Genomic DNA, 13,995 nt, shown 5'->3' with positions numbered 1-13,995 from the left:
CTCAACTTTTGCCATGTTGGCATCCACATTGGCGGGTATCAGTTACCTGGTGACACCTTATCGACAAGCGTTACGCGCCGAACGTAAAGTACGCTTTTGGCAACAACTGGTCGAAAGCCGCTCCATTGTGCTTTCTGAACCACGCTTTTACGCCTTCTTGATGCTCTCTTCTCTCTCCTACCCCATTTTGACTTACTTGGGAAAGTTGGTGCCGATCTGGTTTGCACAGCAGCACATTGCTGGGCACTGGCTCGCGGGCTACAACATGGCGTTTGGGATTGGCTCGCTGCTCACCGGACTCATCGTACACAAATTACTGACCCGTAGCGCCTTACCCCGTACCATCCTGCTTGCCATGTCGCTCAGTAGTCTGATGGTACTGGGGATGAGCATCTCATTAAGCCCGGCGACCCTGCTTGTCTTCACCTTGTTATTTGGCCTTTTTAACGCATTAAATCGCATCGCGCGAACGAATTGGATGCACCACACCATCGCCATCCATCAACGAGGCCGCGCCGACGGTGCTTTGCAAATGTTTGCCACTCTAACCCAGAGTATGAGCTATGTGCTGATCGCTTTGCTCAGTCATGCCCAGTGGATCGAACTGGGGTTCTTACTCGCTGCAATCACCATGGGAGGAGCGACCCTCGCCATGCGTTGGCTACTGACTCATGCACCAGAGTCCAGCGTTATGAACGCGTCTATTAAGAGAGGAGAGGTGTCTGCCACCGCAATGTGATCAAAGGTAATCAACACATGGCCGAAACTACCGATCATTTATCAGCGCAATTGCAGTATTTTAAGGTGCAGATGTAAACTGGCTTTCGCAAAAGTACGAATAGAAACAGCAGGGATAGAACGAAGAACTGCTTTCTCCGTTCTATTTAACAACGAGCGCCATGCGCTAACAACGCCCAACGACGTGAAAGTTACGCATCGATCTTTAAGAATTGACGTACTCGCTCGGAGTCTGGGTCGGTGAAGAATTTTTCTGGATGATTCTTCTCTATTAGAATCCCTTTTTCTAAAAACACGACCTGGTCGGATACTTGTCGTGCAAAATCCATTTCGTGAGTGACGATAACCATGGTATATCCCTCTTTTGAGAGCTTTTTCATCACCGCCAGTACTTCTTCGACCAGTTCGGGATCGAGCGCTGAAGTCGGTTCATCAAATAAGAGAACCTCTGGCTCCATCGCCAAAGCGCGAGCAATCGCTACACGTTGTTTTTGCCCACCTGATAACATGCTAGGGTAACTATCAAGTTTGTGTGACATTCCTACTTTGTGTAGTTGAGTTTCCGCCATAGCTTGTGCGTCCTCTTTGGACCACTTTTTGACGTGAATTAGTGCCTCCATGACATTTTGCTTGACGGTTAGATGAGGCCATAAGTTGAAACTCTGAAATACCATTCCAACACGTTGCCGCATCTTCGCTAGTTGTTTGTATTTAACAGGCTTATTGGTGTCACTACTCACACCAATACGTTCTCCCCCAATATAGACAGCACCACGCTCTGGCTGCTCTAACCAGTTTATACAACGCAACAATGTCGACTTCCCTGATCCAGATGACCCAAGAATGCTTACCACTTCACCTTTTTCAATACTCAGACTGATATCTCTTAATACCTCGATACCGTCAAACTGTTTTGACAAGTTTTTAATCTGGATAGTGGTTTTGTTCAGAGACTTTAATGGCTGATGACCAACCCTTACGCCTTGTAGCGACTCGCAAGTGACCGGCTCAACAACATGCAATTGCGTATTCTCACTCGCGATTTCATCTATCCTGTCAAACGTTTTTTCAGATGATATTTTAAGCATAACTTAGACCTCGCTGTTGCACTTTGCTAAGTGCTCGTTTTGTTAACTGTTCGACTACAATGCTCACTATCCAATACAAACCAATTGCGACGATAAACGCATTGAGTGGAATAAAGTAGGTCGACTGAATACTGTTGGCCGCTGCAGTGATTTCACTAACAGTGATAATGCTCAAGAACGCCGTGTCCTTTAAGCAAATGATTAACTGGTTGGCGATAAGAGGGATAGATTTGAACAGGACGTTGGGAGCAATCACCCTAGTAAAAGTCTTGAATTTAGAGAATCCGCACGACTCTGCTGCCTCGATATAACCGGGATCCATCTCTTTCCTAATACCGCGAAAAATCTCGCAAAAATACGTGCTGTGGTACAAGCATAAAGAAACCAACCCCGAAGTGATAGCATCCATGCGAATACCAATTTGTGGTAGCCCGTAATAAAGCAAGTAAGCAAGAATAAGAAAGGGCAAGGTTCGCATGATATTGATGCTCAGCGTGACACCTATTTTTAGACCACGCTGTCCGTTTTCTAGTAACCCCAATAAAGCTAAGCCAACAAAAAAACTGATCGTGGATGCGACAACAAATAACACCACAGTCGTGAAAAGCCCGTAGAGAAAGACCTCACGTTGTTCCCAGATGATTTGCCATTCGTTCATATTGATCTCTCCTAAGCCGCCAAGTGACTGGCTTTCTGCTCAGCCATATGTTGTAACTTGATCAGCAAACCGATGAACCCCATATACAGTAGCGCTGCACAAAGAATAGGCCCGAGTGGTTCGTAAGTGACCGCCGCAATACGATTGGTGACTCTAGTCAGGTCAACGACCCCGATGACGGCGATGGCTGGACTGCCCTTAATGAGGAAAGACATCTCATTAACCAGAGCGGGTAAACTAACGATTACCATCTGTGGGAACATAATGCGACGAAAGTAGGTCCAACGGGACATACCGATAGCCTCTGCAGCTTCGCGTTGACCGTTGGAGAAGTTAAGAAAAGCGTTACGCCAAATCTCAGCATTAAATGCAGAAGTGTTAAGCGTTAAGCATAAAATAGCGGATAAATGTTTATCTAGACTAAGGCCAAAAGCGGGAAAAGACAGGAAAATAAACAACGCTAAGGTGACCAGCGGAGTCGCCCTTGCCCAACTCACGTACATGCCAAGACATTGATCTATAATAGGAATGTGAGCCATGCGAATCAGCGCGATAATCAACCCAACAGCCACTCCAAGCCCAATAGAAACCAACGATATCCACGCTGTGGTCCATGCGCCTTCCAATAATTGCATCCATGCATAGTAGTCCATATTGACAGTCCTCCCGACAGTACTAATTTTGAATCGGGGCTGATCAGTGTCTATCAGCCCCAGTGCGAACTACTCCATCAGCTTGGGTTAACTTCAGTGAGAGAGTGGTACTGATCAACGGTTGTGATAGGTTCAATCGGGAGGTCATCAAAAGATTCACCAAACCACTTTTCTTGAAGCTCTGCGAGACGACCCGTTTCTTTTAAGTGTTTGAAAAAGTCTGTTAAATAAGCCAGCAGTTCCGGGTTTTCCTTCGGTACTGGCCAGCTAACGAAGCCAGGGCCAGAAACCGCCTCACCTTTTTTGAACACATTTGATTTGGTTTTTACTACCTCATTGACCGAAACGATACTATTGATTACATAGTCGACCCGCCCATTCGCAAGATCCGCATAAGCTTCCGGGTAAGATTGATATTCGACCACTTTCCCAAGTGACTTGCCTTGGGCTTCCAGCATCATCTCTAGTTCAGGTAGACGCTCAAGCAACGCACTGCCCGCCTGAAGACCAACCGTCTTACCATCTAAGTCAGACACACCAGAGATTGAATCGTCTTTAGCTCGGGCGACAAAATAGTGTTGTGCAGAGGCAATAGGGGGCGTGAAGTTAAACACTTGAAGGCGAGCATCTGTCACGATTGCCCCCGTTAACGCAAGGTCATATTGTCCTGCAGATACCGATGCGAGCAGCCCAGTCCAAGGCAAAATGTCTTGCTTTACTTCAAATTTAGCGTACTCACGAAGCTCATCGAGTAGCTCTTTATTGATACCACTTGGCTCCCCCTGAAAAATGTAGTTAAAGGGAGAGTAGTTGTCTTCTGTCGCCACCTTTAACACGCCCTTTTGCATAACTTCAGGAAGATCAGCGCTGAACGCCGTCATAGATGTTCCTATAGCCATAGCGATAGCTGCAACAGAAAACCATTTTTTCAACATCATTCCATGTCTCATATATCCTTCCTTATTGGTTTTGTGAACGTATTTCATCAACAGCTTCACTTTAGAGATTTGTGCGGATTATCAGGTAGAGCCAATTTTTAAATCGCAATGGGACAGCTTTTAGCGCAATTTTGGCGGTATACACTTTGGTCTACTTCTTGCTCCAGTAAGAAAACTTGTTCTTACTTATTACATCGGAGGTAGACGTCGTGGCTATTGACTACCAGTGTTATATTGAATTTGACTCAACCCGAAGCCTGCAAGAGCAGGTTCGAGAATATCTGGTGAGAGCAATCCTTGCAGGTAGTTTTTCTTCCGATCAGGCGCTCCCATCCTGCCGAAAGCTGTCTCGGCAGCTGAAAGTATCACGCAATACAGTGTCGCTAGTTTATGAAAGTTTGCTCGACGATGGGTATCTAGTAAGCCGACCTCGAAGTGGCTACTACCTGGCTGATAACTATAAAAATCAAGATACCGATAACCACATTGAACTCTGTGAGAAAGAAGAAAATAGTGCAGACTCCGCACCAAATTGGGACAGCAAGATCAAGGTCGATACGCACCTCTTTCCAAGAATAGTCAAGCCGAGTCATTGGAGCTGTTATCAGTATCCCTTTATTTATGGCCAGCCTTATATCAATGAATTCCCTTTGGCGCATTGGCGTGAATCCTCAAGAAAAGTGATCGCGGATTCTCAAAACCATGGATGGCTGTGTGATAAAGTTGATAAAGATGTTGAGCTGCTCATCGAACAGATACGGACTAGAGTACTACCACAAAGAGGTATTCTGGCCAATAATGATGAGATACTCATTACTATTGGTTCACAAAACGGCTTATATTTGTTGTCACAACTTCTCATGGATCGCCACTCTCGCGTTGGCGTGGAGAATCCAGGCTATAAAGAAGCTTACAATATTTTTGCACTTGCGGGCGCACAGTTGCACCCTCACCAAGTCGACGAGAACGGCCTTAAGCTAAACTCTCTCTCATCGATGTGCGACTACTTCTATGTCACACCTAGTCATCAGGCCCCAACTGGGGTAACCATGAGCCAGCAGCGTCGCAAAGCCATATTGGAAACTGCGCGGCAAAACGACGCTATCATTATCGAAGATGATTACGATTCCAATAGCAATTTCGAATCTAACCCCGCCCCCGCACTAAAAGCTCAAGATAAGTCTGGTCGAGTCATCTATGTTAGCAGCTTCTCTAAAATATTTGCTCCTGGACTCAGGTTGGGATTCATAGTGGCACCGGAAGAGCTCATTTATGAGCTTAGGGCTCTTAGGCGACTAATGATTCGTCACCCACCCACACGGCTGCAAATGGAAATGGCACACTTCATCTCGCAAGGATATTACGACAGTTTTGTTCGCCGTTTTCGGGAAAATACTCGTCAGCGCTGGGATATCATTAATGATGCAGTAAAAAAGCACATTCCCTATTGTGAAAGACTAGCAAAAAACGAGTTGAGCAATGCACTATGGCTACAAACGCCTGCGGGAGTCTGTAGTCAAAGACTCGTTTCTCGAGCAGCTCAACATGGTGTGTTAGTTGAGGCAGGACATTCTCACTTTATAAATCCCTCTCAGCCTACCAGTGATAGTGACGCTTTCATCGGTACCGATACAATGAGTAAGGATGCGAATCGTTATTTTAGACTTGGGTTTCACTCTATTGATAAGCCGTTGATACAACCAGGTATAGTTGCACTGGCCAAAGCCTTCGACGGATTAACGTAATCGGCCTGAGGTAAACAAGACGAACAATGCCAAGCTTCATGCTTGGCATTGTTAATTGAGTGCAGAAATCTATATCAATCAAATTCAGCCAATACATCACTGATGATATCTATACCGTGCTTAATCTCGTTGGGTTTTATGATGAGCGGAGGAGTGACATGAATTCGATTGTTTACGATAAACGTTAGCAACCCTTTTTCGGTAAGCTCGTGCTTAACTCGCGCCATCTTTTCATTGCTCAGAGGTATTCTACTCTGTTTATCTTCAACTAGCTCGACGGCCCAGAACATGCCCTTGCCCCGGATGTCACCGATCACAGAGCGTTTGTCCATTAAAGCAATTAACGTCGGGCCAAGAAGTGTGTTACCAATTTCATCTGCATAGTGGACGATGCCCTCTTCTTCCATTGTTTCAATAGCTGCAACAATGGTCGACATAGCCAGTGGGTGCCCAGAGTAAGTCAACCCACCCATAAAGAATTCGGACTTAAAAAACTCGCAAATTGGATCACTTACTATTACCCCTCCAACGGGGACATAGCCAGAATTCACTCCTTTGGCAAAGGTGACGAGATCCGGTATTACATTAAAGTGTTCAAAAGCAAACCATTTTCCCGTCCGACCAAAGCCCACCATCACTTCATCAAAAATCAGTTGAATCCCGTATTCAGTGGCAATGTTACGAACGCCTTGAAGATAGTCCTCTGGGGGGAGTAGAAAACCCGCAGTTCCAGGAATAGTCTCAAGGATGATTGCGGCAATCGAGCTAGGACCTTCGCATTCAATGACACGCTTGAGGTGTATTAATGCTCGTTCACACTCCTCTTCTTCAGAGGTTGCATTGAACTCCGTTCGGTAGAGATAGGGGTTGAAAAAGTGGACATGACCACGACTGTATTCATTCGGTACACGTCTAAAGTCTCCTGTGGCTGCTATCGCGGAACCGGTATTGCCATGATAAGATCGATAAGCAGACAAAATTTTATCTCGCCCTGTGTATTGTCTGGCCATACGAATAGCATTCTCATTCGCATCAGCCCCTGCGTTGGTAAAGAAAACCTTCTTAAAGTACTCTGGTACTCGTTCCAAAATACATTTTGCCGCCAATCCTCGCGTTAGATTGGCTGTTGCAGGTGCGACCGTCGCCAACGTATCGGCTTGAGATTTTAGCGCTTCAATCACCTTAGGATGCTGGTGTCCAAGATTAGTGTTCACCAACTGACTACTGAAGTCGAGGTACTCTTTTCCTTCGAAATCCCACATGCTACAGCCCTGAGCTTTCGCGATAGCCACTGGCGTCGCACTCTCTTGAACGGACCACGAGTGAAAGACATTCTTGTCGAGATCAATAACGTCTTGGTTAGTGATACCAGATGATAACAAATCCATTTTTTTCTCCTGTACAAAACCATCGCTCTGAGTCGCGAGCCGCTCTGCTATCTTGGCGAGAAAACTGGGAGAAAGCGTAGTGTCAGTTTAAACAAAGTCGTGGGTCAGTCAGTGCCTTTCCTCTGCCCTAGCGATTTTTGCAAACTGGCTCTATGGAGAGTACAGCAGACTAATTACATTGGCGACAGCCTACCAACGGCAATGCAAAATGCTTCTACACCGACTCTGTCATCGATGCAAAGCATTGTAATGGATAGGTTCGAATTCGGACTGGCTTCAGTGGCTGTGTGTCTATCACGCATTAAATAAACCGCCAGCCTTTACTACATGAACAGGGAGTAACAATAAATGAGAAATATCGCATTCATTACCGGTGCCACCTCTGGTTTTGGCCGCGCCGCCGCGCAAAAATTTGCCAGTGAAGGTTGGTCTCTGGTGCTGTCAGGGAGACGACTAGAGAGACTACTGGACCTAAAAGAGTCCCTAGATGTACCTACTCACGTTGTTCAATTGGATGTACGAGATGCCGATGCGGTAAAAAAGGCGGTCGATGAACTTCCAAGCGAATTTGCACAAGTGACCACACTGATCAATAACGCAGGACTGGCGTTAGCACCCGAAGGCGCTGCTGAAGTAGCGCTAACAGATTGGCATACTATGATCGAAACCAACTGCACAGGATTGGTCAATGTAACACATGCTTTACTTCCAACACTGATTGACATTGGTGCAGGTACGACCATCATCAACGTCGGTTCTATTGCAGGTCAATGGCCCTATCCCGGCAGCCACGTGTATGGTGCGAGTAAGGCGTTTGTCAAACAGTTCAGCTACAACTTACGTTGTGATCTCCTCGGGACCGGAGTACGTGTGACAGACCTAGCTCCCGGTATCGCGGAGACAGAGTTCACGTTGGTCAGAACGAAGGGAAATCAATCTGCATCGGACAACTTATATCGAGGCACCACACCTTTAACGGCACGAGACATTGCAGAGCATATGTTTTACATCGCTACGCTTCCACATCACATCAACGTCAATAGGGTTGAAGTAATGCCGACTCGCCAAGCGTGGTCACCTTTTGCGATAGACAGAGACTGATTGCACCAGTGTTATCCGTAGACGCAGTGCTCGTTCGACGTCCGCTATGCTGGCAAATTATGTATCATTGTCAGCACAGCTTTACACCCTGCCAAATTTGAAGCACCTCCAATGCGTGCTTCATATATTCTTCAAACTGCCCGGCGTGTTACCATAACGTGACGCACCTCGCATTATGCTAGCTATTCGAGGACAAATACACGCTGAATGCCAAAGTTCAGCCACAAAAAAGTGAACAGCGACATGTCTAATACGACTCACGCCATTAGTACTTCCGAAATGGCCGAAAGTCCTACTCAAAACGGAGCACCGACGCTCTTTCAACAACTTCAACTGACGAATCCAACATTTCAAATGAGTAGCGCCTTTTTCATAGCCTTTGTGTTCTTAGCGCTAACGAATACCTCTTTACTCTCAAATTGGGTCAATCAAGGTTTTGCACTAGCGACCGAATACTTTGGAGCATTTTGGCAAGTTCTTCTGCTTGCAAACTTCATTGTTGGACTCTATTTAGCCGTATCTCGCAGCGGGAGTGTGCGATTGGGTGGACTGCTCACCCCAGAGATAAGCACATTTAAGTGGATCTCTATCATTTTATGTACACTACTGGCTGGTGGTGGCGTGTTCTGGGCTGCTGCTGAGCCAATCGCCCACTTCGTAACTGCACCACCTTTGTATGGCGAAGCGCCCCCTATCGAAGCCGCCATCAATGCTTTGTCTCAGTCGTTTCTGCATTGGGGCTTTTTGGCCTGGGCTATTCTTGGTTGCCTGTCTTCCGTTGTGTTGATGCACCTGCATTACGACAAAGGCCTACCACTCAAACCGCGAACCTTGCTCTACCCGATATTTGGACAACGAGCCATAACTGGTTCACTCGGAAACATCATTGATACTGCCTGCATCATTGCAGTGGCTGCTGGTACCATCGGCCCGATCGGTTTTTTAGGGCTGCAAATCAGTTACGCGTTGAATGCTTTGTTTGGTATCTCGGATGGATTTACGACTCAGACCATGGTGATCCTATTCGCCGTCGCTATGTACACGCTTTCTGCGCTTAGTGGCGTTAGTAAAGGCATTCAAATTGTGAGTCGATACAATATCATTCTCTCAGTAGTTTTGATCGGCTTCATTCTGCTGTTTGGCCCCACTCAATTTATTATTGATGGTTACTTACAAGGGGTAGGAGGTATGCTCGATAACTTTGTCGTGATGGCCCTCTATCGAGCAGACACAGACTGGCTTAGTTGGTGGACCGTTTTCTTTTGGGGTTGGTTTATCGGCTACGGGCCAATGATGGCCATATTTATCACTCGTATTTCACGTGGTCGAAGTATCCGACAACTCGTTCTCTCAGTCAGCATTGTCGCGCCGTTAGTGACGTGTTTTTGGTTTACCGCAATTGGCGGCAGTGGACTCGCATTTGAAATTGCCAACCCAGGCGTCATCTCACAAGCGTTTGAGGGCTTTAATTTACCTGCAGTACTGCTTGCTATCACAGATCAACTGCCGCTTTCGACACCGATTGCATTGCTATTTCTAATACTGACCACCACGTTTATTATCACCACCGGAGATTCCATGACGTACACCATCAGTATGGTCATCAGCGGAGAGAAAGAGCCCAACGCGATATTACGAGCATTCTGGGGCATCACTATGGGCTTAGTTGCCATCGCCCTAATCGCCATGGGTAAGGGCGGCATCAACGCACTGCAATCGTTTATCGTTGTGACTGCGGTACCCGTCTCTTTTGTTCTTCTCCCTAGCATCTGGTTCGGAAGAAAATACGCGCAAACCATGATGTATGAGCAAGGCATAAAATAAAACGCCTAAACGCTTTTATCCAGTGACACTAATCCGTTGTCATATAAAGATAAACTGAAAGCGCTCCAATCGGAGCGCTTTGTTTAATTGATTGTATTTATTCCCAATCAAGGATAACCTTCCCAGAAGCCCCGCTACGCATTGCGTCAAAGCCTTTTTGGAAGTCATCGACCTTGAAGTGGTGAGTGATGATTGGCGTCAGATCTAGGCCCGATTGAATCAGGCTTGCCATCTTGTACCATGTCTCAAACATTTCTCGGCCGTAAATGCCTTTGATGACGAGGCCCTTGAAGATCACTTGGTTCCAGTCGATACCCATGTCCGATGGTGGAATACCGAGTAATGCGATACGTCCACCGTGGTTCATGGTTTTAAGCATTGAGTTGAAGGCGGATGGATTGCCGGACATCTCAAGACCGACGTCAAAACCTTCAGTCATGCCAAGCTCTGACATGACGTCTTCCAGCTTTTGTTCGGCAACATTCACCGCGCGAGTGACGCCCATTTTGCGTGCCAGCTCTAAGCGGTATTCGTTAACGTCTGTGATCACGACATGACGAGCACCAACGTGACGCGCGACGGCCGCCGCCATAATGCCAATTGGGCCAGCGCCAGTAATAAGAACATCTTCACCGACGAGATCAAAAGAGAGCGCCGTGTGAACCGCGTTACCAAACGGGTCAAAGATTGAAGCAAGATCATCAGAAATGCCTTCAGGGATCTTGAATGCATTGAACGCAGGGATCACTAGGTATTCAGCAAACGCACCTTCGCGGTTCACACCCACACCTATCGTGTTGCGGCACAGGTGCGTGCGGCCACCACGACAGTTACGACAGTGACCACAGGTGATATGGCCTTCGCCCGACACGCGATCACCAATTTCAAAGCCGCGAACTTCTTGGCCAATCGCCACCACTTCACCCACGTACTCGTGACCAACGACCATAGGTACGGGAATGGTATTTTGTGACCACTCATCCCAGTTGTAGATATGGACATCAGTTCCGCAGATGGCGGTCTTCTTAATTTTGATCAGGATATCGTTGTGGCCAACCTCAGGTTTGTCCACTTCCGTCATCCAAATGCCTTCTTCAGGCTTAAGTTTAGAGAGTGCTTTGATTTTCATTATTGGATGATCTCCATCTCACGGCCCACTTCAATGAAGGCGTCGATCGCACGATCCAGTTGCTCACGTGAATGCGCCGCGGACATTTGCGTACGGATGCGTGCTTGACCTTTAGGTACCACGGGGAACGAGAAGCCAATGACGTAAATGCCCTTCGCCAATGCGCGTTCAGCGAACTCTGCCGCTACTTTGGCATCGCCTAACATAATTGGGATGATCGCATGATCCGCGCCGCCCATCGTAAAGCCAGCCGCTTCCATACGCGCACGGAAATGTGCGGCGTTGTCCCACAAACGCTCGCGCAGATCACCGCTCTCTTTCAACAGGTCAAGCACACGAAGTGACGCACTGACAATCGCTGGCGCGACAGAGTTTGAGAACAAGTATGGACGTGAGCGTTGACGCAGCCATTCAATCACTTCTTTCTTACCAGAGGTATAACCGCCTGACGCGCCGCCCATCGCTTTGCCCAGTGTACCTGTGATGATATCTATGCGATCCACAACGTCGTGATACTCATGAGTACCAGCGCCGGTTTTGCCCATAAAGCCAACGGCGTGAGAGTCGTCGACCATCGTCAATGCGCCGTATTTATCCGCCAGATCACAGATAGCCGGAAGGTTGGCGACCACGCCATCCATCGAGAACACACCGTCGGTCACGATCAAGATGTGGCGAGCGCCCGCTTCTTTTGCCGCAATCAGCTGCTCTTCAAGCTCTTGCATGTTGTTGTTGGAGTAACGGAAACGCATCGCTTTACACAAACGAACACCATCAATGATCGAGGCATGGTTCAGCGCGTCAGAGATGATCGCATCTTCTTTACCCAGAATGGTTTCAAACAGGCCCGCATTCGCATCAAAACATGAGGTGTACAGAATGGTGTCTTCTTTACCTAAAAACTGAGACAGTTTTTGCTCCAGTTGTTTATGGATGTCTTGCGTACCACAGATGAAGCGTACCGATGCCATACCAAAGCCGTGCTCATCCATACCCGCTTTACCCGCCTCGATGAGATCTGGGTGGTTAGCGAGCCCTAAGTAGTTGTTTGCACAGAAGTTAAGCACTTCTTCGCCCGTTGAGATTTTAACGGCGGCTTGCTGCTGAGACGTAATGATTCGCTCCGCTTTGTAAAGGCCTTCCGCCTTTACTTCTTCGATTTGATCTTGAATTTGTTGATAGAATGCAGAAGACATTGCTGTTTCCTTTCGCGTTATGGTTAGCCTAAGTGTAATCCATCGTCTTCACTTCCATTATCCATAGGCACGGAAAAACATTTTTGCCTCTGGGGCACAGATAAGGCGGTTTTGTGAACTCTGTTGGTTTAGCGCCCAATCACGCTCTGATACACTAGTCTTCATCACTGTTACACCGAGTTCTTGATCTTGTTTGATACCCGACTACTGACACTACTGCCCGATTTAGCCTCGTTTATTCTTGTTGTCGAGGAGGGCAGCTTCACCGCGGCCGCCAAGCAACTTGGCGTCACCCCTTCTGCGCTCAGTAAATTGGTGACTAGACTAGAGAAATCACTCTCGACCAAGCTGTTTGAGAGAACCACACGCTCATTGATCATCACACCTACAGGGCAACAGGTTTATGACCAAGCGATTGTGATGGTCAATGCCGCTCGCCAGGCGGTGGACTTGTCGAGCTCTGATCACAGTGAGCCCACAGGGCCACTTGTGGTCGCGGCGCCAGAGGCGTTTCTTAATTCGGTCTTGCAACCCTTTGTGGCGCCCTTTTTAAAAGCCTACCCCGATATCCAACTCAAACTGCGCGCCGCCGATGGCGAAATAGACTTATTGCGCGATCGCATTGACATCGCTTTCAAACTGACCGACAAACCGGATGAGAATTTGGTCCTCAAAGAGATGGGGAAAACACACCTGCAATTGTGCGCGAGCCCGGACTATCTCAGCGCTCATGGCGTGCCGACGCACCCCACTGAGCTCGCGAACCACAGCTGTCTCTATTTGGCTGAAACCGACAAAGACCACATTTGGGATTTCTTCAAAGAGGACGAATACCACTCCGTTGCCGTGAGCGGACGCTACGCAGTCAATCATTCACAAATGCGTTTAAATGGGGTCAAACAAGGGATTGGAATCGGGATTTTTCACGATTTCGTCATCGCGGATGCCATTGAATGTGGTGAGGTCATCGCGGTGCTGCCCGAGTGGACGATAAAGAGTAACTACCATGGCGCGGTGGCGATGCAATACCCGCAAACCAAGTATATGCCCGCGAGATTGCGGGCATTCATCGATTATGTCAGCGACGCACTGAAAGAGAAATTAGCGCGTTAGCCAAACAACTTACTCCAGATGCTTGGATTGCGTTTGTCGTGATATTCGATGCGAAGCTCGTCAACGCGTTTCAACTGCGTCTTAGCGCGGGCAAGATCGCCACTTTCCAATGACTGCTGTACCTCTCCGAGCGCTTGAGATAGCGCTTGAAAACCTTCTTGGTACACCTCCACTTTCTCGGGTGGGTACTCGCCTTGCTTAGCTTGCTCCACCAGCGAAGTGAGCGCCCCAACCGCAGTTTGCATCTCGACTACATCACTGGCTTGCGCCGCGTGACGAAACTCCACTTTCATCTGCTTCATCACGGCCTTAAGGTCGCCGCCCGAGGCCCAAACTTGGCACGCGACCAGCAAACTCATCGCGGCTATTAACTTTCTCATTTTATTCTACTTATTGGATTCAAAACGCCATTGTAAGCGATGGA

General features: G+C 47.6%; 13 protein-coding genes. 5 read left to right on the top strand and 8 right to left on the bottom strand.

Translation table 11 applies throughout. The annotated features are described in order from the left end of the window. On the top strand, window positions 1–739 hold a 739-nt coding region (locus AC6R0L_RS13300; protein ID WP_500629412.1), incomplete at its 5' end, for an MFS transporter. Window positions 740–929: 190 nt separating this feature from the next. Here AC6R0L_RS13300 and AC6R0L_RS13295 read toward each other — a convergent pair. From AC6R0L_RS13295 to AC6R0L_RS13280, 4 genes are all read right to left on the bottom strand, one after another. After that, window positions 930–1,826 carry an amino acid ABC transporter ATP-binding protein gene (locus tag AC6R0L_RS13295; protein ID WP_500629411.1) on the bottom strand — a complete coding sequence of 299 codons (897 nt, stop codon included), beginning with the start codon at window positions 1,824–1,826 and terminating at the stop codon, window positions 930–932. Continuing rightward, on the bottom strand, window positions 1,819–2,484 hold the full coding sequence (locus AC6R0L_RS13290) for an amino acid ABC transporter permease (protein WP_500629410.1): 666 nt from the start codon (window positions 2,482–2,484) through the stop codon (window positions 1,819–1,821). Before AC6R0L_RS13290 ends, AC6R0L_RS13295 begins: the two co-directional genes overlap by 8 nt. An 11-nt stretch (window positions 2,485–2,495) precedes the next feature. Beyond that, window positions 2,496–3,137, bottom strand: a complete 642-nt coding sequence (locus AC6R0L_RS13285) for an amino acid ABC transporter permease (RefSeq protein WP_500629409.1) — start codon at window positions 3,135–3,137, stop codon at window positions 2,496–2,498. Window positions 3,138–3,214: 77 nt separating this feature from the next. After that, window positions 3,215–4,036 carry a transporter substrate-binding domain-containing protein gene (locus AC6R0L_RS13280; RefSeq protein WP_500629413.1) on the bottom strand — a complete coding sequence of 274 codons (822 nt, stop codon included), beginning with the start codon at window positions 4,034–4,036 and terminating at the stop codon, window positions 3,215–3,217. 248 nt (window positions 4,037–4,284) lie between these two features. On the opposite strand from AC6R0L_RS13280, the gene pdxR reads away from it, so the two are divergent. Further along, window positions 4,285–5,820 (top strand): MocR-like pyridoxine biosynthesis transcription factor PdxR, encoded by a 1,536-nt coding sequence (gene pdxR / locus AC6R0L_RS13275; RefSeq protein ID WP_500629408.1) that lies wholly within the window; start codon window positions 4,285–4,287, stop codon window positions 5,818–5,820. A gap of 74 nt (window positions 5,821–5,894) precedes the next feature. Here the strand turns inward: pdxR and AC6R0L_RS13270 are convergent, their stop codons facing one another. Then, on the bottom strand, window positions 5,895–7,208 hold the full coding sequence (locus AC6R0L_RS13270) for an aspartate aminotransferase family protein (protein ID WP_500629407.1): 1,314 nt from the start codon (window positions 7,206–7,208) through the stop codon (window positions 5,895–5,897). Window positions 7,209–7,556: 348 nt separating this feature from the next. On the opposite strand from AC6R0L_RS13270, the gene AC6R0L_RS13265 reads away from it, so the two are divergent. After that, window positions 7,557–8,309 carry an SDR family NAD(P)-dependent oxidoreductase gene (locus AC6R0L_RS13265; RefSeq protein ID WP_500629406.1) on the top strand — a complete coding sequence of 251 codons (753 nt, stop codon included), beginning with the start codon at window positions 7,557–7,559 and terminating at the stop codon, window positions 8,307–8,309. A 243-nt stretch (window positions 8,310–8,552) separates the two neighbouring features. Next, on the top strand, window positions 8,553–10,133 hold the full coding sequence (locus AC6R0L_RS13260; protein ID WP_500629405.1) for a BCCT family transporter: 1,581 nt from the start codon (window positions 8,553–8,555) through the stop codon (window positions 10,131–10,133). Window positions 10,134–10,230: 97 nt separating this feature from the next. Here AC6R0L_RS13260 and tdh read toward each other — a convergent pair whose 3' ends face one another. Together tdh and AC6R0L_RS13250 are read right to left on the bottom strand one after the other, a co-directional pair. After that, complete coding sequence (tdh, locus tag AC6R0L_RS13255) at window positions 10,231–11,262, bottom strand: L-threonine 3-dehydrogenase (RefSeq protein ID WP_500626967.1); 1,032 nt, start codon at window positions 11,260–11,262, stop codon at window positions 10,231–10,233. Further along, window positions 11,262–12,458: a glycine C-acetyltransferase gene (locus AC6R0L_RS13250; RefSeq protein ID WP_487901586.1), complete on the bottom strand. Its 1,197-nt coding sequence runs from the start codon at window positions 12,456–12,458 to the stop codon at window positions 11,262–11,264. Before AC6R0L_RS13250 ends, tdh begins: the two co-directional genes overlap by 1 nt. A 189-nt stretch (window positions 12,459–12,647) precedes the next feature. Here AC6R0L_RS13250 and AC6R0L_RS13245 point away from each other — a divergent pair, with 189 nt between their 5' ends. After that, window positions 12,648–13,571, top strand: coding sequence for a LysR family transcriptional regulator (locus AC6R0L_RS13245; RefSeq protein WP_500629404.1), 924 nt, complete (start codon window positions 12,648–12,650; stop codon window positions 13,569–13,571). Here the strand turns inward: AC6R0L_RS13245 and AC6R0L_RS13240 are convergent. Continuing rightward, the gene (locus AC6R0L_RS13240; RefSeq protein ID WP_500629403.1) at window positions 13,568–13,951 is read right to left on the bottom strand and encodes a cytochrome b562; all 384 of its coding nucleotides are present in this window, start codon (window positions 13,949–13,951) and stop codon (window positions 13,568–13,570) included. The two genes, AC6R0L_RS13245 and AC6R0L_RS13240, sit on opposite strands and share 4 nt — an antisense overlap. Window positions 13,952–13,995 lie beyond the last annotated feature (44 nt).

The organism is Vibrio sp. R15-SG3-ISO1A, from assembly GCF_059833955.1.
The sequence above is the reverse complement of the archived record's forward strand: the minus strand, read 5'-3'. Positions and strand labels throughout refer to the sequence as shown.